This window comes from Methylobacillus glycogenes JCM 2850, from assembly GCF_000617925.1.
Classification (GTDB): Bacteria; Pseudomonadota; Gammaproteobacteria; order Burkholderiales; family Methylophilaceae; genus Methylobacillus; species Methylobacillus glycogenes.
In genome coordinates, this window is sequence record NZ_BAMT01000002.1 from 396017 (window position 1) to 416413 (window position 20397).

At 53.5% G+C, this 20397-nt stretch carries 15 protein-coding genes and 2 pseudogenes; 11 read left to right on the top strand and 6 right to left on the bottom strand.

The genetic code is table 11. The annotated features are described in order from the left end of the window. Positions 1–16: 16 nt before the first annotated feature. The gene (locus JCM2850_RS05740; protein WP_025870421.1) at positions 17–2449 is read right to left on the bottom strand and encodes an LPS-assembly protein LptD; all 2433 of its coding nucleotides are present in this window, start codon (positions 2447–2449) and stop codon (positions 17–19) included. 202 nt (positions 2450–2651) lie between these two features. Between JCM2850_RS05740 and JCM2850_RS17425 the strand changes: the two are divergent. From JCM2850_RS17425 to JCM2850_RS05770, 6 genes and pseudogenes are all read left to right on the top strand, one after another. Further along, a pseudogene (locus tag JCM2850_RS17425) lies at positions 2652–3652 on the top strand (aminoglycoside phosphotransferase family protein). Between the two features lie 34 nt (positions 3653–3686). Next, positions 3687–4361 (top strand): N-acetylmuramate alpha-1-phosphate uridylyltransferase MurU, encoded by a 675-nt coding sequence (gene murU / locus JCM2850_RS05750; RefSeq protein ID WP_199898262.1) that lies wholly within the window; start codon positions 3687–3689, stop codon positions 4359–4361. Positions 4362–4451: 90 nt separating this feature from the next. After that, positions 4452–5758 (top strand): annotated as a pseudogene (gene pepP, locus JCM2850_RS17430) (Xaa-Pro aminopeptidase). Then, the gene (locus tag JCM2850_RS05760) at positions 5751–6965 is read left to right on the top strand and encodes an FAD-dependent oxidoreductase (protein WP_025870424.1); all 1215 of its coding nucleotides are present in this window, start codon (positions 5751–5753) and stop codon (positions 6963–6965) included. The pseudogene pepP and the gene JCM2850_RS05760 overlap by 8 nt, the downstream one beginning before the upstream one ends. Positions 6966–7031: 66 nt before the next feature. Continuing rightward, the gene (locus JCM2850_RS05765) at positions 7032–8234 is read left to right on the top strand and encodes an FAD-dependent oxidoreductase (RefSeq protein ID WP_025870426.1); all 1203 of its coding nucleotides are present in this window, start codon (positions 7032–7034) and stop codon (positions 8232–8234) included. Positions 8235–8255: 21 nt separating this feature from the next. Continuing rightward, entirely contained in the window at positions 8256–8972 is a 717-nt protein-coding gene (locus JCM2850_RS05770) for a DsbC family protein (protein WP_025870427.1), read from the top strand. Positions 8973–9077: 105 nt separating this feature from the next. On the opposite strand, the gene JCM2850_RS05775 is transcribed toward JCM2850_RS05770, so the two are convergent. Both JCM2850_RS05775 and pilB read right to left on the bottom strand, forming a co-directional pair. Further along, the gene (locus tag JCM2850_RS05775) at positions 9078–10289 is read right to left on the bottom strand and encodes a type II secretion system F family protein (protein ID WP_025870428.1); all 1212 of its coding nucleotides are present in this window, start codon (positions 10287–10289) and stop codon (positions 9078–9080) included. Between the two features lie 27 nt (positions 10290–10316). Next, positions 10317–12035, bottom strand: a complete 1719-nt coding sequence (gene pilB / locus JCM2850_RS05780; RefSeq protein WP_025870429.1) for a type IV-A pilus assembly ATPase PilB — start codon at positions 12033–12035, stop codon at positions 10317–10319. A gap of 333 nt (positions 12036–12368) precedes the next feature. Between pilB and JCM2850_RS05785 the strand changes: the two genes are divergently transcribed. Then, complete coding sequence (locus tag JCM2850_RS05785; protein ID WP_025870431.1) at positions 12369–12575, top strand: cold-shock protein; 207 nt, start codon at positions 12369–12371, stop codon at positions 12573–12575. A gap of 99 nt (positions 12576–12674) precedes the next feature. Here the strand turns inward: JCM2850_RS05785 and icd are convergent, their stop codons facing one another. Further along, entirely contained in the window at positions 12675–13913 is a 1239-nt protein-coding gene (gene icd / locus JCM2850_RS05790) for an NADP-dependent isocitrate dehydrogenase (protein WP_025870432.1), read from the bottom strand. A gap of 61 nt (positions 13914–13974) precedes the next feature. Here icd and JCM2850_RS05795 point away from each other — a divergent pair, with 61 nt between their 5' ends. From JCM2850_RS05795 to JCM2850_RS05810, 4 genes are all read left to right on the top strand, one after another. Next, positions 13975–14505, top strand: coding sequence for an rRNA large subunit pseudouridine synthase E (locus JCM2850_RS05795; RefSeq protein ID WP_025870434.1), 531 nt, complete (start codon positions 13975–13977; stop codon positions 14503–14505). Between the two features lie 111 nt (positions 14506–14616). After that, positions 14617–15702 (top strand): chorismate synthase, encoded by a 1086-nt coding sequence (gene aroC / locus JCM2850_RS05800; RefSeq protein WP_025870436.1) that lies wholly within the window; start codon positions 14617–14619, stop codon positions 15700–15702. An 83-nt stretch (positions 15703–15785) separates the two neighbouring features. Next, entirely contained in the window at positions 15786–16931 is a 1146-nt protein-coding gene (locus JCM2850_RS05805; protein WP_025870439.1) for an MFS transporter, read from the top strand. Between the two features lie 30 nt (positions 16932–16961). Further along, positions 16962–17588 carry a retropepsin-like aspartic protease family protein gene (locus tag JCM2850_RS05810; RefSeq protein ID WP_369384836.1) on the top strand — a complete coding sequence of 209 codons (627 nt, stop codon included), beginning with the start codon at positions 16962–16964 and terminating at the stop codon, positions 17586–17588. An 80-nt stretch (positions 17589–17668) separates the two neighbouring features. Here JCM2850_RS05810 and folE2 read toward each other — a convergent pair whose 3' ends face one another. Together folE2 and dxs are read right to left on the bottom strand one after the other, a co-directional pair. Continuing rightward, the gene (gene folE2, locus JCM2850_RS05815) at positions 17669–18466 is read right to left on the bottom strand and encodes a GTP cyclohydrolase FolE2 (RefSeq protein ID WP_025870443.1); all 798 of its coding nucleotides are present in this window, start codon (positions 18464–18466) and stop codon (positions 17669–17671) included. A gap of 78 nt (positions 18467–18544) precedes the next feature. Continuing rightward, a complete protein-coding gene (gene dxs / locus JCM2850_RS05820) occupies positions 18545–20389 on the bottom strand; it encodes a 1-deoxy-D-xylulose-5-phosphate synthase (protein ID WP_025870445.1) in 1845 nt (614 codons plus the stop codon). Positions 20390–20397 lie beyond the last annotated feature (8 nt).

A 20397-nucleotide genomic window follows, 5' to 3' on the forward strand; every position in this document is an offset into this window, starting at 1 on the left:
TGATTACGCATAGGGTTTACTGGTAGGAATCCGGGATCAAGCTCGAGCTAGTATAGCCGGGAATAGCTCGGTTAAGAAGTTTGAGAGGGTTCTGGCCGATGGAGGCCAAGCCGCCCAATTCGAGTTGGAAGTACAAGGCATAGTTGGCGTCCGCAGTCGCCGTAGACACACGTTGCATGACGGTTCTGGCCTGCCAGCAGCCTGCATCGTATTCCAGGCCAGCAATACCTTCAATCGGCTGGTTTTCACGCAGCGAGTAGTTCCAGCGGCCCAAGCCGTAGAAGCCCTTGCCCAAAGGCCATTGGCCCGACAGATTGATCTGCTCCAGCCTGTCTTCGGTGTAACGGTAGCCGATGTTGAGGGTTTTGCCAGGCTCAGGGTTGTAACGTGCGCTGATATTGTTGCGTACATAGACATTGCGGTCAGTGTTGTACTGACCAAAGATGTCGATGTTCCAGTTGTTGAGCAGGCGTGCGGTGATTTCACCAATGATGTCTGAGGTATCTCCCGAGCGCGGTGTGCTGCCTGGTAGATAGACTTTTTCATCGGCAAAGTAGTAACGCTGCCCCAGGGTGACCGCCAGGCGTTGTTCACCCGTGGTCTTGCTGATCAGGCGGCTGGTCAAGGCCATGGTCAATTGATTGGCGTTGTTGATGCGGTCGCTGCCGGTGAACTGGTTTTCCAGGAACAGCGAGCCCATGTTCAAGTCAGACAAGCTGGAATCGTAGACTGGCAGCAGTGATTGATCGCGGTAGGGGATATATACATAGTACATCCGCGGTTCCAGTGTCTGTGTGTAACGGTTTTTGACTACGCGTACATCACGGTCAAAATACAGGCCGCTATCAACGCTGAAAATAGGCAGGTTGCGGCTGTCTGACTGATACACCCCTGAGCTGGTCTGGCCATTGCTATCGGTGAGCGTGAACTCACCATTGTCGACCTGGTAGCTTGTGTGGTGCAGGCCCAGCTTGGGGGTGATGTAACCATAGGGCCTGGCCATGGGCAGGCTGATACTGGGGTAGGCCACCAGGCGCTTGCCGGTGACCAGGGTATCCAGTGTGCCACCCCCCAGTGTTGCCTGGGTACGAAGGGCGTCATTATTGCGGTCAAAGTTGGCCCATTGCGTGAGCAGCTTGACGTCAAAAGGACCCCAGTCATCATTGGCGGTCAATGTCAGTTGTGGCAGACGTTGCAGGGGATAATTGATGCCATCCAGCGTCTGGAATTTTTGTACCAGCGCGTTGAAGTTCCAAACATCGTCGGTGTAGTTGACGTAGGCCTGTTGTGGCAGGTTCACCCGGCTGGTGGTGACGATACGGGTCGACATTTCAGAGAAATAGCGGTCGTCCGAAACTTTTTCCAGATTGTAGGCTGCCGTCCAACCATTCTGGAAGTTATGCAGGTGGGCAAACTTGGCGTAGTAACGGTTTTCGCCACTGCTGGTATCACTCGGCAGATATTCCACATTGCTGGTGCCTTGGTAATTCTCGCCCAGATAGCGGAATTCACCTTGGTATTGCATGCCACGCTTACTGAGGTAGCGTGTACCTATGGTGGCGTCCATGTCTGGAGCAATGTTCCAGTAGAACGGCACGAGGAATTCAAAACCGCTGCGGCTGGTAGTACCCCAGGTGGGGGCCAGGAAGCCGGATTTACGCTGGTTGAGGAAGGAGAAGTTAATCCATGGCGTATAGAGTATGGGCACACCCTGGAACTCGACACGGGCGTTACGCGCAGTGCCGGTCTTGGTGTAGTCGTCCAGCTCCAGTTCCTTGGCCTTGATGTACCAGTCGTCTTCGCCAACTTCACAAGTGGTATAGCGTGCACTCTTGAGCCGTTTGCGGTCTGGCCCTTCAAACACCACGCCCTTGGCATCGCCGCGTGATGCACCTTGCTTGCGACTCAGGCCGGGCGCATAACCACTTTCCTCAATATTCTGCTGGGTCAGCGGCGTGGCGTTATTGTTATACAGCATATTGTCGTTGTCTTGGCGTCGGTTGTTTCCGGTGACGCCAAACTGCGGCATATTGGCAAACTGCGAATCCAGCTCGAAAGTGGGGTGTTTCATCTCGCCCACGCTCTCGGATGGCTTGAGGTGCAGCTCAGGCCCCATGATGCGTCCACCCTTGGTCACCAGTTTGACATTGCCGAGTACATGCAGCTCTTCGTTTTGTACGTCGAACTCCATGGTGTCGCCATAGACTTTTTGTTGATCGGTGATCAACAAGGCATTGCCTATGGATTTGAGTTTGCGGTCCAGATAGACCTGCAACTTGTCGCCTTCAATGATGATGGCGTCCGGATCGGCAGCCGGGTCTGTCAAGGTGTCGTCGGTAGCCGTATTGGCATCAGGCTCGGCGACTTCAGCGATGGCTTCTTCGGCATGGGCATGGCCCAGGGTCAGGCAAACAAGCGCGACAAGAAAAGTAATGGGACGGATGTTCACAATGATTCGGTGATGGAGGCAGTGGATGCTTAAGTAGACGCGTGTTTGTTTTATGGGTGATAAAATCGCATAATTTGCCGGATTAGGCAATGCATATCTAGCCCGCATGCCATCCTTGTCACTGAATTAAAAAGAAGTTTTATTTTTTCCCTGGCGCATCTTTACCAGGTTTTATATGTTGATACCTAGAGGTTGATTGTCAGTGTCCCGCCTTGAGCAATTAAATGAGTGGCTAGCCCAGGTGCTGCCTGGAAAATCCTTGCAGCTTTCCCCCGCATCTGCGGATGCGAGTTTCCGTCGTTATTTCCGTGTTGAATTTGAGGGTAGTCCTAGCCTGATCGCCATGGATGCACCTCCGCCACAGGAAGACTGTAGGCCTTTTGTGCAAGTGGCCCAGCTGTTCCTGCAAGCCGGACTGCATGTACCCAAGGTATTGGCCGAGGATCTGCAGCACGGGTTTTTGTTGCTGGATGATCTGGGTAACGATACCTATCTACAGGCGCTAAATGCTGACACCAATGTGGCAGATCCGCTTTACCGTGATGCCTTCAATGCGCTGATCCAGCTACAGCAGGCCAGCCAGCCTGGCGTGCTGCCGCCTTATGATGAGGCTTTGCTCACGCGCGAGATGCAATTATTCCCTGATTGGTATATCGCACGTCATCTGGCTTGAGCCTGAGCGAAAAGCAGCAGCAAGTCATCACGCAAACCATGGACGTACTTAACCGCAATATCCTGGCGCAGGGCCAGGTCTATGTGCACCGCGACTATCATTCACGCAATCTGATGCTGACAGCGCCCAACCCTGGCGTGCTGGATTTTCAAGATGCAGTATATGGCCCGATTACCTATGACCTGGTTTCCTTGCTCAAGGATGCCTATATCAGCTGGGATGAAGACAAGGTGCTGGATTGGGTAGTGCGCTATTGGCAAGGCGCACGTGCGGCTGGCTTGCCCGTACCTGGGGATATTGCCGATTTCTACCGTGATTTTGAATGGATGGGCGTGCAGCGCCATCTCAAGGTTTTGGGTATTTTTGCCCGGCTCTATCACCGTGATGGCAAGGATGGCTATCTCAAGGATATGCCGCTGGTCATGGACTACCTGCGCCGCGCCTGTAACCGTTACCGCGAATTGCGGCCTTTGCTGCGTCTGCTGGATGAGATATTGGAGATCAAGCCGCAAGAAGGGCTGACCTTCTGATGATATTCACCTTGGAGAATAGGCTGTGAAGGCCATGATACTGGCGGCCGGGCGCGGTGAGCGCATGCGGCCTTTGACCGACCATACGCCCAAGCCCTTGCTGCCTGTGGCTGGACAAGCCTTGATCGTCTGGCATTTGCAGCGCCTAGCTGCGGCAGGCTTCAAGGAGGTGGTGATCAACCACGCCCATCTAGGGGCGCAGATAGAGGCAGCGCTTGGGAACGGAAGCGAATGGGGCTTGTCCATTGCCTATTCGCCTGAGGCAACGGCGCTGGAAACCGCAGGTGGTATTGCGCTTGCCTTGCCTTTGCTCGGTGAGCAGCCTTTTTTGGTGGTGAATGGCGATGTGTATTGCGATATCGATTTTGCCGCCTTGGCGCAAGGGCTAGCATCTCATCAACTGGCAAAACTAGTGCTGGTGGATAACCCGCCACAACATGAGCGCGGGGATTTCGCGCTGGATGATGGAAAGTTGCAACTGGATGGGGTGAAGCGGCTGACTTTTTCTGGAGTGGCGGTGTATCACCCCCAGCTGTTCAAAGATCTGGTGCCAGGGGAAGTTGCCAAGCTGCTACCCTTGCTGCAACAGGCTATTGTCCAAGGACAGGCCAGCGCTATTCATCATCATGGCGTCTGGCATGATATAGGCACGCCAGAGCGTTTGCAGGCATTGGATCATGCCTTGCGCCAGAATGAACACAGCGTCTGATGGCGTGCGTAAAAGTGATTGCAGGATGCATCAGTCTTATCAACGGCATAATAACCAAGCCCGATTGCCATGCAGGGAGTGCAAGTTTTAATGCAATTTGAAGAATTCAAGCAACGCAGGCAGGCACTGGCTGCGCAGATGGGGCAAGGTATTGCGCTGATCCCAACTGCGCCTGAAGCCACACGCAATCGCGATAGCCATTATCCCTACCGTTTCGACAGTTATTTCTATTACCTCACGGGCTTTGATGAGCCAGAGGCCGTGTTGCTATTGATTGCTGGCGAGCAGACCAAAAGCATTCTGTTTTGCCGCGATAAGCATCTGGAGCGTGAAATCTGGGATGGTTTCCGCCACGGCCCCGCAGGCGCGCAGGAAAAATTTGGTTTTGATGAAGCTTACAGCATAGATGAATTAGATCAGCGCATTGCTGAGTTGCTGGCCAATCAGCCCAGTCTCCACTTCAGCCTGGGTGCAGATGCCGGATGGGATAAGCGTGTTACAGGCTGGCTTAAGGAATTGTCAGCGCAGGCGCGTAGCGGAATTGCCGCTCCAGCGGCGATACAGGATGTGCGACGGCTGATTGACGAGATGCGGCTAATTAAATCCCCAGCCGAATTGGAGATTATGCGCAAAGCCGCGCAGATTACGGTGCAAGCCCATCAACGCGCCATGCGGGCCACCCAGCCCGGCATGATGGAATATGAAATTGAAGCCGAAGTGCTACATGAATTCATGCGCCACGGCAGTCGTGCCCCAGCCTATACCTCTATTGTGGCGGGTGGTGCCAATGCCTGTGTGCTGCACTACATCAGTAACCAGGATCAGCTGAAATCTGGTGATTTGTTGTTGATCGATGCCGGGTGCGAACTGTCCGGTTATGCCGCCGACATTACCCGTACCTTCCGGTCAATGGCAAATTCTCCGCCGTGCAAAAAGATGTGTATGAATTGGTGCTGGCAGCGCAGGCCGCTGCCATTGCCGAAGTGCGTCCAGGCCAGCACTGGAATGCCGCGCATGAAGCGGCACTGAATATCCTGGTGCAAGGGTTTATTGATTTTGGCTTATGTCAGGGCAGCCTGGAAGGGGTGCTGGAATCTGGCGATTATCGGCGCTTCTATATGCATAGAACCGGCCACTGGCTGGGGCTGGACGTACATGATGCTGGAGAATACAAAAATGCGGCGGAGAATTGGCGTCCCTTAATGCCGGGCATGGTGCTGACAGTGGAGCCAGGTTGCTATATCCGCCCTGCGGATGATGTGCCCGAGGCGTTCTGGAATATAGGCATACGCATTGAAGACAATGCGGTGGTGACAACGCAGGGCTGCGATATTTTGACCTCGGGCGCGCCCAAGACCGTGCAGGAAATTGAATCATGGATGGCAGGACATGAGTGAGCAGACTGAGGCAAGCCCGATAGTGAAGACGCCAGCTCAAGCGCCGCAAGACATCATGATAGTCGGCGGCGGCCCAGTAGGCGCTACGCTGGCCTTGGCCTTGCTGCATAAAGGCTATGACGTCACCCTGTTGGAAGCCCGCGCCCAAGGCGCTGCCCATCAGGATCAGCGCGCATTGGCTTTATCCTACGGCAGTATTCTTATCCTGGAGCGCCTGGGTTTGTGGGATGCACTCAAACCCAAGGCAACCGCGATCAATACCATTCATGTATCGCAACGTGGCAGCCTGGGGCGTAGTGTGCTGAAGGCGGAAGAGCATGATCAACCAGCCTTGGGATATGTGCTGTCCTATGGGGATTTGACGGCTGCACTGGATACTGCCTTGCAGGACAATGCGAAGATACGCTTGCAGTATGAAGCCGAGGCCAGCGCCATCATCCCTGGAGCAGACTTGGCGCACGTGGAATACCGTCAGCATGAGATGGCTATGACGGCGTCGGCAAAGGTCGTCGTGCTGGCCGATGGGGGACGTAGTCTGGGCGAGATACCCGGTTTGCAGCGTGAAACCAAGCACTATGGGCATGATGCCTTGGTCAGCAAGGTTGTGTGCGAACTGCCGCATGACAATATTGCTTATGAGCGCTTCACTCCAGCAGGGCCAGTGGCCTTGCTGCCCAACGGTCCACGTGATTTTTCCCTAGTCTGGACCGGGAAAAGCGAGGAAATCCAGCCTTTGCTGACCATGGAGGACGAGGCTTTTCTGCAGGCGCTGCACGCGCATTTCGGTGATCGCGTTGGCCGTTTTCTCAAGGTGGGCAAACGCCTGAGTTTTCCGCTTAAATTGTCGTATCTGCAAACCGTCACGGCACCGCATCTGGTGGTGATAGGCAATGCGGCGCAAACCATGCATCCGGTGGCAGGTCAGGGTTTTAATGTGGGTATGCGCGATGCCTGGGAGCTGGCGCAAATACTGGCAGAAACGCCGCTAGCGCAATGGGGTAGTGACACCATGCTGCAGGCCTATCAGGCTGATCGCAAGAACGATACGCGCAAAGGCCTGATGTTCACCGATTTTCTTGTCAACGTCTTTTCCAACGATACAGTGGGCTTAAATAAGATACGAGGACTGGGTTTGGGGCTGCTGGATATAGTGCCAATTGCTAAGCGCCGCTTGGTGGACAAAATGAGTTTTGGTCCCAGGGGGTGAGCGCGCGATGATTAATGGCCTTTTTACAACACAGCGACTATTGTCGCGCGCCATACGCATTCAGTCATGACAGCCCAGACACATGAATATGAAGTGCTGGTGCTAGGCGCAGGCCTGGTAGGTCTGGCATCTGCGGTGGCGCTGGCACAGCAAGGACTACGGGTAGCTGTGCTTGAGCGGCAATCTCTGGTGGCTAGGCCTGATGAAGAGTGGGACAGCCGCATCTATGCCATCAGCCCTGGCAATGTTGACTGGCTTGCGGGGCTGGGGGTATGGCCACTGCTGGCGCAAGAACGGCTCTGCGATGTTGATAGTATGCAGATCTATGGCGACCAAGGGGCTGGCCTGCGCATGGATGCTTATCAGGCCAACCTTGCTAGATTAAGTGTGATTGTGGAAGGCAAGCGGTTGCAGTTTGCCTTGCAAGAACGTCTGCAAGCGCTGGAAGTGCCCGTGTTTGAGCAATGCGCGCTCAGCCATGCCCAGTGGCGAGCACCGTGCTATACCCTGCACGCTGCACAAGACGTGAGCTACAGTGCAGCATTGTTGGTGGCTGCTGATGGTGCGGCTTCATGGTTGCGGCAACAGGCCGATATTGCGGTGCAGCGCCATGATTATGCGCAGATGGGAGTGGTGGCGAATTTCGCCTGTGAGCATGACCATGGTGGTCGCGCCTTCCAATGGTTCTTCAATGATCATGAATATGGGCAGAGCATTCTGGCCTGGTTACCTCTGCCGCAACAGCAGATGTCCATGGTCTGGTCCAGCAGTAACCCCCATGCACAAGCCTTGCTAGGCATGGATGCCGAGGCACTGGCACAAAAAGTATCCGCAGCAGGTCAACATAGGCTGGGGCATTTGAAGTTGGTCACACCCGCGCAAGCTTTCCCTTTGAGCATGCAAACACCTGAGCGCTTGGTTAAGCCAGGGCTCGCGCTGGTGGGGGATGCTGCTCACCTGGTGCATCCATTGGCTGGGCAAGGCGTCAATCTGGGTTTGCGCGATGTGAAGCTATTGGTCGAGACTCTGGCGGGTAAAAACCAGAAGTCTCAGGCGGGCAGGGGGCATGTGGGTGACCTTAGCCTGTTGCGTGGTTATGAGCGGGCGCGCAAAGCAGATATGATGCACATGCGTGTTTTGACACATGGGCTTGCTACATTGTATGCCCGTCCTTCCTCATGGCTGGGTTTGCTGCGTAACGAAGGGCTGGGCTGGCTGGATCAACGTCCGGCATTGAAGAAAACACTGATACAACAAGCTGTTATTTGAACTCTGGAAAGATGATTAATTATGTCTAAGAAGTGGATTGCAGTGCTGCTGGGCTCGCTGATGGCGGCCAACACCTGGGCCGATGAAGCCAGTCTGAAGAAGGCGGTAGAGGCCACCTACCCCAAGGTCAAGGTTGAAAGCGTGACCAAGACACCTTATGCCGGGCTTTATGAAGTATTTCTTGATGGCCAGATTATCTACACCGATGAGAAATTCAGCTTTTTGATTGCCGAGGGACGTTTGGTAGAGCCCAAGAGCAAGCGTGATATTACGGGTGAGCGCATGGATGAGTTGACCAAGGTCGATTTTGCCAGCCTGCCACTGGATCAGGCCATCAAGGTGGTCAAGGGCAATGGTAGTCGCAAGCTGGTGGTGTTCTCTGACCCGGATTGCCCGTATTGCAAACGTCTGGAGCAAAAAGAGCTGGTCAATATCAATGATGTGACCATCTACACCTTCTTGTTCCCACTGGAGCAATTGCATCCAGATGCCGCCAATAAATCACGCGCCATCTGGTGCGCACCTGACCGCGCCAAGGCTTGGAATGACTGGATTTTGAGCGGTCAACTGCCCAAGGCCCAAGGCACTTGCGATACGCCTATAGACAAGGTGACCGAACTGGGCCGCAAGATCAATGTGACCAGCACACCCACGCTATTCTTCTCTGATGGCAAGCGCATGCTGGGCGCTTATCCTGCCAAGGATATCGAGAAGGCGTTGGGTGCAGCTAAAAAGTAAGCGATAAGATAGGCACGATTAAAAAACAAAGCTTGGCTAAGCCAGGCTTTGTTTTTTGCGAGTGGCAGGGCTTTATCCATGCCGATGGCAAGGCACGTCTGCCGTTTAAACCACTTGGCCCATCTTGAAGATCGGCAGGTACATAGCAATCACCAGGCCTCCGATCAGGGTGCCAAGCACCACCATAATGATAGGTTCCATCAGGCTGGATAAGCCTTCTACCGCGTCATCAACTTCACCTTCGTAGAAATCCGCCACCTTGCTCAGCATGGAGTCCAGCGCACCTGACTCCTCACCAATTGCCACCATCTGCAACACCATATTGGGGAAGACTTCCGTATTTTGCATGGCTACGGTCAGGCTGGCTCCGGTGCTGATCTCACTTTGCACTTGCTTGGTAGCATCAAAATAAACCCGGTTGCCCGAGGCGCCTGCGACCGAGTCCAATGCTTCTACCAGCGGCACACCAGCGGCAAACATGGTGGAGAGGGTGCGCGCAAAGCGTGCCACGGTGGCCTTACGTATCAACTCGCCAAATACGGGGATTTTCAGCAATAACCTATCCATGCTCGACTGCATTTTCTCCGAGCGTTTCCAGGTATAGAAAAAGAACCACAGGCTGCCAAAGATTGAGATGAAAATGGCATACCAGTAATCAACAAAGAAATCGGAAATATTCATCACTATGACGGTGGGGGCGGGCAGGTCAGCACCAAAGCTGCTGAATAATTCCTTGAACGCCGGGATCACAAAAATCATGATCACTGCAGTAATGATGAAGGCAACGACAATGATGGAGACAGGGTAAAACAAGGCTGACTTGATCTTGCTCTTGATGGCCTGGATTTTTTCTTTATAGGTAGCGAGTCTATCTAACAGAGCATCGAGAATACCTGCCTGTTCACCTGCGCCCACCAGGTTGCAGAATAGATTGTCAAAGTAGAGCGGATATTTACGGAATGCCTGGCTCAAGCTGCTGCCAGTTTCCACATCGGCTTTGATATCCGCGAGCAATTGGCTGACAGCGGGTTTGCTGTGCCCTTTGCCCACAATGTCAAATGCTTGCAATAGCGGCACGCCAGCTTTCATCATAGTGGCAAGCTGGCGCGTGAACAAGGTGACATCCTTGTCATTGATCTTGCCGCCCGTCCGTATGCCACTCTGTTTTTTTACCTTGAGGACATTTACGCCTTGGCGGCGCAGAGTGGCTTTGACAAAGGCCTCGCCACTGGCTTTCATTTCCCCTTTGACGCGCTTGCCTTTTTTGTCCGTGCCTTCCCAGGCAAACGTGACTTCCTTGGTATCCTTGGCCGCCATGGTGTCCTATTCGTCTTTGTTTATTTGTTATTCGTTGGTCACGGCTTCAACTTCATCGAGCGAAGTCAGGCCCTGCTTGACCTTGAGCAGGCCGGATTGTCTTAAATCTTTGACACCTTCAAGCTGTGCCTGATCTGCAATATCATGCGCAGTGCCGTTTTGCATAATGATACGACTCATTGCCTCTGAGACTGGCATGACTTGATATATACCCACCCGGCCTTTGTAGCCACCATTGCAGTGCTCACAGCCGCCCTCCTTGTGGCGGTAGGGGTGCCAAGTGCCGTCCAGTTCACTTTCCTTGAAGCCTATGCTCAGCAATGCCTCACGGGGAATATCTGCGGGGACTTTGCAATGAGGGCACAATTTGCGCGCCAAACGTTGTGCTGTAATCAGAGAAACCGCCGAAGCGATATTGAAGGGCGCAACGCCCATATTCATGAGCCGAGTCAGGGTTGAGGGCGCGTCATTGGTATGCAGGGTTGATAACACCATATGACCTGTGGATGCCGCCTTTATCGCCATATCGGCAGTCTCGAGATCGCGAATTTCACCTATCATGATGATGTCCGGATCCTGACGTAGAAACGCCTTCAGCGCCGCGGCAAAGGTCAAGCCTTGCTTGTCATTGACATTGACTTGGTTAACGCCTGCCAGAGGGATTTCTGCAGGGTCTTCAGCCGTGGAAATATTAACGCCAGGTTCGTTGAGGATGTTGAGGCAGGTATAAAGTGAGACCGTTTTGCCTGAACCCGTAGGTCCAGTCACCAGCACCAAACCATAAGGCCTGGATACGGCTTTTAACAGGGCTTCCTTTTGATCAGCCTCATAACCCAGAGCATCAATGCCCAGTTTGGCACTGCTGGGGTCCAGAATCCGCATGACGATTTTCTCGCCATTGATCATGGGCAGCGTGCTGACGCGGAAGTCGATAGCACGAGTTTTGGACAGCACCAGTTTCATGCGGCCATCCTGCGGGATGCGTTTTTCTGAAATGTCCAGATTGGAGATCACCTTGATACGCGAAGCGAGCTTCTCTTTGATGGCGAGTGGCGGCTGGGCGATCTCACGTAGCACGCCATCTATGCGATAGCGGACACGATAAAACTTTTCATACGGTTCAAAATGTAAATCCGATGCGCCAAGGTTGATGGCATCCAATAGCATTTTCTGCAGGTATTTAACGATAGGCGCATCTTCTACCTCAAGCGAGGCTTCGGGTTCGTTCGCTTTGTCGTCCTGCTCAATATCCAGACCAAAATCGTCATCGCTGATCAGTGCACTCATCGTGGTGTCACCGGCTTCCACCAGCTTGTCTATCCACTTGCTGAGCTTGTCATCCTCAACAATGATGGGGACCAATGCTTTGCCGGTCTGAAACTGTAATTCGTCCAGCGTATGCAGATTGGTGGGATCAGAAAGCCCTACAAATAAGGTATTGCTACGGCTGTACAATGCAATCGCACGTGCACTTTGCATCAACTGCGGGCTGATGCTTTTGCTGGGCAGGTCGTCCGGGCTGATGGCGTTAAGGTCCAATAGTGGAAAGCCAAATGCCTGTGATGCCGCATGACTCACCTGTAGGGCACTGAGCTTGCGCGACTGTAGCAATTGCGTGATGAATGAAACTTTGGCCGCATTGGCTGCGGCTTGCAGGGCAAGCGCCTCATCTTCGCTCAACAGCTTCTGATGAATCAGCATGCGGGCCAGTCCGCCCAGCTTGCTAGGAGAGGTGACAGCAGCCATGGATCTGAGAGCCAACCTTTATCTGGTGAACGCGATAGTGCATAGGAAAGATCTCCTAAGAGATCACATTGATGTTCGATGATGCATGTTGGTTTTTTATTTGTAAAGCATCAAGCGCGTGCAGGCGGTTATTACATAGGGCTTTTTAAAAAAATTCAGTAAAAATGCTAATTAACACGCAAAAGCGCTTGACATCTGAGAATAACCCACGTAAAAACGCGTTCAGGCGTTTGGAATTCGAGTGCATTGTAGCCGGCAACTACCGACTTAAATTCTTGAAGTACAAACTTTTGGGGTCGCCTCCCCTGTTATAAAAAGCAAGGAAGTTTAGAAATGGCAACAGGTACCGTAAAGTGGTTTAATGACTCCAAAGGTTTTGGTTTCATTACCCCGGACGATGGTGGCGACGATTTGTTCGCTCACTTCTCCGCAATTGTAGAAGCTGGCTACAAGAGTCTTAAAGAAGGTCAACGCGTTTCTTTCGACGTGACCGAAGGTCCAAAGGGCAAGCAAGCTTCCAATATCCAGAAAGCTGCTTAACCCCCGCAGATTGCTAGACTAGCTAGTCTCAAAGAAAAAGGCCCGATGCATTGCATCGGGCCTTTTTCTTTGTTGGTTTAAACCGTGTCTCGGCCGTTGTTACATGTGCTTGACGATTTCTGCACCAAATTCCGCACTGCCCACTTGCGTGGCGCTTTCCATCTGGGAGGAGAAGTCATGGGTGACACGTTTTGCGCTGATGGCCTTGGCCACGCCCTGCAATACCAGGTCTGCGGCTTCTGTCCAACCCAAGTGACGCAGTAGCATTTCGGCTGACAGAATCAGGGAGCTGGGGTTGGCAATATCTTTGCCCGCAATCTTGGGAGCTGTGCCGTGCGTCGCTTCGAACATGGCCACGGTGTCGGAAATATTGGCACCGGGGGCTATGCCTATGCCGCCGACCTGGGCCGCCAATGCGTCAGAAATATAGTCACCATTGAGATTCAAGGTGGCGACCACATCGTAATCCGCTGGGTGCAGCAGAATTTCCTGTAGGAAGGCATCCGCAATGCAGTCCTTGATGATGATGCCGTTAGGCAGCTTGCACCATGGGCCACCATCAATTTCCACCGCGCCGAATTCTTCCTTGGCAACTTCATAACCCCAGTTCTTGAAACCACCTTCGGTGAATTTCATGATGTTGCCCTTGTGGGCAATGGTAACTGACTTGCGGTTGTTATCGATAGCGTATTGGATGGCCTTGCGCACCAGGCGCTTGCTGCCGTCTACCGAAACTGGCTTGATGCCGATGGCCGATGCTTCAGGGAAGCGGATCTTTTTGCGCACACCCATATCGCTCAAGAAATCAATCACCTTCTTGACTTCATCGGTACCTGCCGCCCATTCAATACCCGCATAGATATCTTCAGTGTTCTCACGGAAGATCACCATATCGGTTTTCTCTGGATGCTTGACCGGGCTGGGCACGCCCTGGAAATACTGGATAGGGCGCAGACAGACGTAGAGGTCCAGCTCCTGGCGCAAAGTCACATTGAGGGAGCGTATGCCGCCACCGACTGGGGTGGTCAGTGGGCCCTTGATGGAGATTACGTATTCCTTGACGGCCTTAAGAGTTTCATCGGGCAGCCATGTATTGTCGCCATAGACCTTGACTGCTTTTTCACCAGCATAGACTTCCATCCAGGCGATGGCACGCTTGCCACCGTAGGCCTTGGCCACGGCGCTATCGACCACATGACGCATGGGCGGCGTGATGTCGACGCCGATACCGTCACCTTCAATAAATGGGATAATCGGCTGGTCAGGGACATTGAGGGAGTTGTCCGCATTGACGGTAATTTTCTCGCCATTGGCAGGCACATTAATTTTTGTAGACATTCAGAACTATCCTATTCAAACGCTATAGAGATATCAGGCGTAATCATTGCAAGAGACCAAGATGCTGATTTTATTCAACAAGCCCTACGGTGTAATTTGTCAGTTCAGCCCACATGAAAAGCATAAGACGCTGAAGGATTATATTGCCCTGCCCGGGGTCTATGCCGCTGGACGGCTGGATACTGACAGTGAAGGTCTGCTCATTTTAACCGATGATGGCAGGCTACAACACCGGATATCGCACCCGCGCTATAAAGAATTCAAAACTTACTGGGTGCAAGTCGAGGGCGAACCGGAGGAACAGGCCCTGGCAGCGCTGCGCCGTGGCGTTGATCTGGGTGATTTTATTACTCAACCCGCCGAAGTGCGGCGCATGGATGAGCCCGCTGGCTTGTGGCCGCGCACGCCACCCATACGCGAACGCAAAGCCATTCCTACCAGCTGGTTAGAGCTCAAGATCAGTGAGGGCAAAAATCGCCAGGTGCGCAGGATGACCGCCAGTGTTGGTTTGCCCACCTTACGCCTGATCCGCTATGCGGTAGGCCAGCATACGCTGGATGGAATTGCGCCCGGGGTTTGGCAGCAGCTGTAAAGTCCTGGAAACAGACTTCAGGCCTTAGCCGCAGTGCTGGGCGGGTCATGGCTAAAGCCGGATATGCTAAACTTGCGGTTTGACTGCAAACCCCAGATAAAGAGACAGACCATGTCCGGCAATAGCATAGGCACCTTGTTCACCCTGACTTCTTTTGGCGAATCCCATGGCCCGGCCATAGGCGGCGTTGTGGATGGCTGCCCGCCAGGATTGGAGCTGTCTGCAGCAGATATCCAGATTGAACTGGACAGGCGCAAGCCCGGCACTTCACGCCATGTGACCCAGCGGCAGGAGCCTGATACGGTAGAAATACTTTCAGGCGTATTCGAAGGCAAGACCACGGGCACGCCCATAGGCTTGCTGATCCGTAACCAGGATCAACGCAGCCAGGACTACGGCAAGATTGCTGAGACATTCCGCCCTGGACATGCCGATTACACCTATTGGCAGAAATACGGCATTCGCGATTACCGTGGCGGTGGTCGCTCCAGCGCTAGAGAAACCGCAGTCAGAGTGGCCGCGGGTGCCATCGCCAAGAAATGGCTGAAGCAGCGCTACGGTGTGGTTATTCGTGGCTATATGAGCCAGCTTGGCGAAATCCAGGTGCCTTTCAGCAGCTGGGATGAAGTGCATAACAATCCCTTCTTTGCCGCGGATGCTGCCAGCATTCCCCAACTTGAAGCTTATCTCGACCAAGTGCGTCATGAGCGTGATTCGGTAGGCGCGCGTATCACCGTTGTCGCTGACAATGTGCCAGTGGGTTGGGGTGAGCCAGTGTATGACAGGCTGGATGCCGATATCGCCCATGCGATGATGGGCATCAATGCCGCCAAGGGCGTTGAGATAGGTGATGGTTTTGCCAGCGTGGCGCAGCGTGGCTCCCTGCATGGGGATGAGTTGACGCCCAATGGTTTCAGCAGCAATCATGCTGGCGGTGTGCTAGGGGGGATTTCCAGCGGCCAGGCAATTGTTGCGCATGTCGCCTTCAAGCCTACTTCCAGCATTCCACAATTACGCCATTCCATCGATAAACAAGGCCAGGCAATGGAAATGCAGACCACGGGCCGTCATGACCCCTGCGTTGGTGTGCGCGCTACCCCCATCGTTGAGGCGATGTTAGCCCTGGTGCTGATGGATCATGCCTTGCGTCATCGTGCCCAGAATGCCGATGTCGCAGTCGATACCATCAAGATTTAGGGCTTGCAGCTCATGTTCAGGGGCAGCTTGCACCTATGTGAGGACAGCTCGCTGCTAAAGCCATCCCTGAGCTGGGTCTGGGCGTGAGTCAGAATACGCTGCCTTACTGGCGGCTCTCAGGCTTTTACTTCGCCTATTTCGGTTTCGTCGGGGCGTTTACCCCCTTTTGGACTTTGTACCTTAAGTCCCTCTCCTTTAGCGCCTTTCAAATCGCGATTCTGATGTCGCTGTTCCAGGTGGCACGCAGTTTCTCGCCCAGTCTTTGGGGCTGGGTAGCAGACAGGCGTGGCCATCGTGTGCCGATTATCCAATGGTTGGCTGGCGCTAGTCTGGTCGCTTACCTAGGTGTGTTTTTTGGTGAAAGTTTTTACTGGCTGTTTGCGGTGATGCTGACGCTGAGCTTTTTCTGGAGCGCCTCTTTGCCTCTGATAGAGGCAGTAACCTTAGGGCATCTGGGCGATAGGCTGGATCGCTACGGACATATCCGGCTTTGGGGCTCCATAGGATTTGTTGTGGCCGTCATTGGTCTGGGTTACGCCTTGCAGTATGTGGGCATGATGGCGCTGCTGTGGGTGATTTTTGCCTTGCTGGCAGGCGTGTGGGCCCTGTCCTGGCGCTTGTCCGATCCCTTGGTCTCCTTGCAGCAGGAAGGCGATAGTACCTGGTGGGCCATTCTCAAGCGCCGTGAAGTAATTGCCTTGATGGCGGCGTGTTTTACCATGTCTGCAGCACACGGCGTTTATTACACTTTCTATTCCATTTATCTGGTTGACCATGGTTACAGCAAAGATGCGATAGGCTGGCTGTGGGCGCTGGGTGTGGCCTGTGAAATCATGGTGTTTTTGAATATGCCACGCCTGACGGCGCGCTTTGGCTTACGTCGCATCATGCTGGCCAGTCTGTTTCTGGCCTTTGTGCGCTTCTTCGTGATTGGCTGGGCGGTCGATGTCTGGTGGCTGATCGTGCTCGCACAAACGCTGCATGCCGCCACTTTTGGCTCTTATCATGCGGCAGCCGTGGCGCTGACGCATAGATACTTCAAGGGCAGGCATCAATCCAAGGGTCAGGGGCTATACACCAGCATCTCCTACGGCGTCGGTGGCACCTTGGGCGCGGTGGTCAGCGGCTTTGCCTGGGAAAGCCTGGGGCCTAGCTGGACATTTACCGCATCCGCACTCTGCGCTATGCTCGGTTTTATCTTTTTCATGTTCGTGATGCGGCCCGAATAAAGGATATTGATGAGAGCTTGTTGGATAGCAGTGTCGTTATTCTTTGCCTCCTTGGTAGCGCAAGCCGAAACCCAGATCAATATTGTCGGCTTGTTTCATGGTAAGGCGGTAATGGTCATTAATGGTGGCAAGCCGCGCACTTTGTCCGAGAATGATATTAGCCCAGAGGGCGTCAAGCTGATCTCCGCCAATAGTGAAAAAGCCGTGGTTGAGGCGGAAGGCCGCAGGCGTGAGCTGGGCATGGGGCAGGCGGTTTCCATTGCTGGGCCTAATGTCAGCTCGGGGGCTGCTAGTGTCACTCTCTATGCTGATTCCACCGGGCATCATTTCGCTGATGGTCAGATTAATGGCATGACCTTGCGTTTTCTCGTGGATACTGGCGCCTCTGCGATTGTGCTCAATAGCGGTGATGCACGTTATGCCAAAATAGATTACAAGCGCGGTACGCCAGTGTCTGTGCAGACTGCCAATGGGGTTGCCGATGCCTATAGGGTGGTGATCAATAGCGTCAAGCTCAATGGTTTGGTGTTGAGCCAGGTCGATGGTCTGGTGATGGAAGGGGGGTCCCCAAGCGTGGTGTTGCTGGGCATGAGCGCGCTTAACCGGGTGGAAATGAAGCGTGATGGCATTGCCCTGACCTTGATCAAGAAATATTGATGTATACGCACAGCAATAAAAAACGGCAGCCTGGGCTGCCGTTTTTTATTGCTGCTAGTCGGCTAGCGACTCAGAGCTGATTAGCGCTTTTTCTTTTCAATCAAGGCATAAGCCGAGTGATTGTGGATGGATTCGAAGTTTTCAGATTCCACGGTATAAGCGTCTATCTTCTTTTCAGCGTTAAGCTGGGCAGCCACGTCACGCACAATGTCTTCAACAAACTTGGGATTGTCGTAAGCACGTTCGGTGACGTATTTTTCGTCAGGGCGCTTGAGCAGGCCATAGACTTCGCAAGAGGCTTGATCTTCAACCAGGCGAATAATGTCTTCAACCCAGATGAAGTCATTGATCAAGGCGGTCACAGTTACGTGTGAACGTTGATTGTGTGCGCCGTAATCGGAAATCTTCTTGGAGCATGGGCAGAGGCTGGTTACTGGCACCACGACCTTGACCGTAATGTCATATTTGCCCTGATTGATCTCGCCGATGAAGGTGACTTCGTAATCAGACAGGCTCTCTACACCAGAAACCGGAGCCGCTTTGTTGACGAAGTAGGGGAAGGTCATTTCCACATGGCCGGACTCAGCGTCCAGGCGCTCCACCATTGCACGCAGAATACTTTCAAACGAGTCTACGGAGATCTCGCGCTCGTTCATGTTGAGAATCTCAACAAAGCGCGACATGTGCGTACCCTTGAAGTTGTGCGGCAGGAATACATACATATTGAATGTAGCCACGGTGTGCTGCACACCGCCGGTCTTGTCCTTGACCTTGACCGGATGACGTATGGATTTGATCCCTACCTTGTCAATGGCGAGCTGCCGGGTATCCGGGGTGTTCTGCACATCTTCAATGGGTGGAATGGAGGGTTGGTTCATGGCGTTCCTGAAGAGCTATAAGTTAAATGCTTGAAGTTGAATACTTGAGCCAATTGCGCTGGCTAATAGTTGAGTATACTACTTGGTTAATCTTTTCTCAATTGCAGCGACTATGCCTGCAGCGTTAAGACCGCATTCGGCCAGCATGGTTTCATGCACGCCATGCTCTATGAAAGTATCAGGTAAACCCAGGCATAGCGTGGCTGTGTTCAGTCCCAACGCTTGCATGGCTTCCATCACGGCAGCGCCTGCGCCACCCATAATGGTGTTTTCTTCTATGGTGACAATCAACTCATGTTGCTGAGCCAGGGTTTGCACCGTGGCGATATCCAGCGGCTTGACGAAGCGCATATTGGCGACAGTGGCATCCAGTGTTTCCGCTGCCTGTAGCGCAGGGCTGAGCATGCTGCCGAAAGCTAAAATAGCCACGCGGCTACCTGTCCTGCGTATCTCCGCCTTGCCAATGGGTAACGCCTGCATTTGTTTGCTAATGCTGACACCAGTGCCACTGCCGCGCGGGTAGCGCACTGCGGAGGGGCCCTCATGCTGGTAGGCGGTATACAACATTTGCCTGCATTCGTTTTCATCGCTGGGCGTCATGATGACAATATTGGGGATGCAGCGCAGGAAACTCAAATCAAAGCTGCCCGCATGGGTAGGCCCATCCGCGCCCACCAAGCCAGCACGGTCTATGGCAAACACCACTGGCAGGTTTTGCAGGGCGATATCATGGATGAACTGATCGTAAGCGCGTTGCAGGAAGGTGGAGTAGATGGCCACCACAGGTTTGAGGCCATCACAGGCCATGCCCGCGGCAAAAGTCAGCGCGTGCTGTTCAGCAATGCCCACATCATAGAAACGTTCAGGGAAACGCTCGGCAAAGGCATTTAGGCCCGAGCCATCGCACATGGCGGGGGTAATGCCGATCAGGCGTACGTCCTGTTCCGCCATATCCACCAACCAGTCACTGAATACCTGGGTGTAGGTCTTCTTGCCGGAAGATGCAGTGGCGCAACCATTGCTGGGGTCAAACTTGCCCACGCCATGATATTTGCCAGGATTATCCTCGGCAGGTTGATAGCCGTGGCCTTTTTGCGTGGCAACATGCAGGAATTGTGGGCCTTTGAGCTCACGTATGTTTTTCAGCGTGGTGATCAGGACATCAAGGTCATGACCATCAATCGGGCCTATGTAATTGAAACCGAACTCTTCAAACAAAGTGCCAGGGGTGACCATGCCTTTGACATGCTCTTCGGCACGCTTGGCAAATTCCCGTACTGGAGGCACAACATTCAGGACTTTTTCACCCGAACGACGCATGGTGGTATACAGGCGACCAGATAACAGCTTGGCCAGGTAATTGTTCAACGCGCCTACATTGGGCGAAATCGACATATCGTTGTCATTGAGGATGACCAGAATATTGGTATCCATCGCACCCGCATTGTTCAGCGCTTCAAAAGCCATACCCGCAGTCATGGCGCCATCGCCTATGATGGCGACAGAGCGGCGCTCCAGCCCGGCTTTTTGCGCGGCAACCGCCATGCCCAGTGCGGCAGAGATGGAGGTGCTGGAGTGCCCCGTGCCAAAGGTGTCATAAGCACTTTCGCTGCGGCGTGGGAATCCGGCAATGCCTTGTGGCTTGCGCAACTCGCTCATGGCCTCACGGCGGCCAGTCAGTATCTTGTGCGGGTAGGTCTGGTGACCTACATCCCACACCAGGCGGTCTTCTGGCGTGTTGAACACATAATGCAGCGCGATGGTGAGTTCAACCACCCCCAGGTTGGAGGAAAGATGACCACCAGTCTGTGACACGCTGTTGACCAGAAACTCACGCAGTTCGCTTGCCAGTGCATGTAGTTCTTTGCGCTCCAGCTTGCGCAGTTGCTCGGGGCTTTGAATAGTATCCAGCAGTTTGCTCATGTCAGGCG

Bases quoted from the DNA above. Each gene is read 5' to 3' on its own strand.
- JCM2850_RS05795 (WP_025870434.1), top strand. From the start codon at position 13,975: ATGCTGATTTTATTCAACAAGCCCTACGGTGTAATTTGTCAGTTCAGC.
- JCM2850_RS05765 (WP_025870426.1), top strand. From the start codon at position 7,032: ATGACAGCCCAGACACATGAATATGAAGTGCTGGTGCTAGGCGCAGGC.
- icd (WP_025870432.1), bottom strand. From the start codon at position 13,913: ATGTCTACAAAAATTAATGTGCCTGCCAATGGCGAGAAAATTACCGTC.
- JCM2850_RS05760 (WP_025870424.1), top strand. From the start codon at position 5,751: ATGAGTGAGCAGACTGAGGCAAGCCCGATAGTGAAGACGCCAGCTCAA.
- JCM2850_RS05770 (WP_025870427.1), top strand. From the start codon at position 8,256: ATGTCTAAGAAGTGGATTGCAGTGCTGCTGGGCTCGCTGATGGCGGCC.
- aroC (WP_025870436.1), top strand. From the start codon at position 14,617: ATGTCCGGCAATAGCATAGGCACCTTGTTCACCCTGACTTCTTTTGGC.
- murU (WP_199898262.1), top strand. From the start codon at position 3,687: ATGATACTGGCGGCCGGGCGCGGTGAGCGCATGCGGCCTTTGACCGAC.
- JCM2850_RS05785 (WP_025870431.1), top strand. From the start codon at position 12,369: ATGGCAACAGGTACCGTAAAGTGGTTTAATGACTCCAAAGGTTTTGGT.
- pilB (WP_025870429.1), bottom strand. From the start codon at position 12,035: ATGGCTGCTGTCACCTCTCCTAGCAAGCTGGGCGGACTGGCCCGCATG.
- JCM2850_RS05775 (WP_025870428.1), bottom strand. From the start codon at position 10,289: ATGGCGGCCAAGGATACCAAGGAAGTCACGTTTGCCTGGGAAGGCACG.
- folE2 (WP_025870443.1), bottom strand. From the start codon at position 18,466: ATGAACCAACCCTCCATTCCACCCATTGAAGATGTGCAGAACACCCCG.
- dxs (WP_025870445.1), bottom strand. From the start codon at position 20,389: ATGAGCAAACTGCTGGATACTATTCAAAGCCCCGAGCAACTGCGCAAG.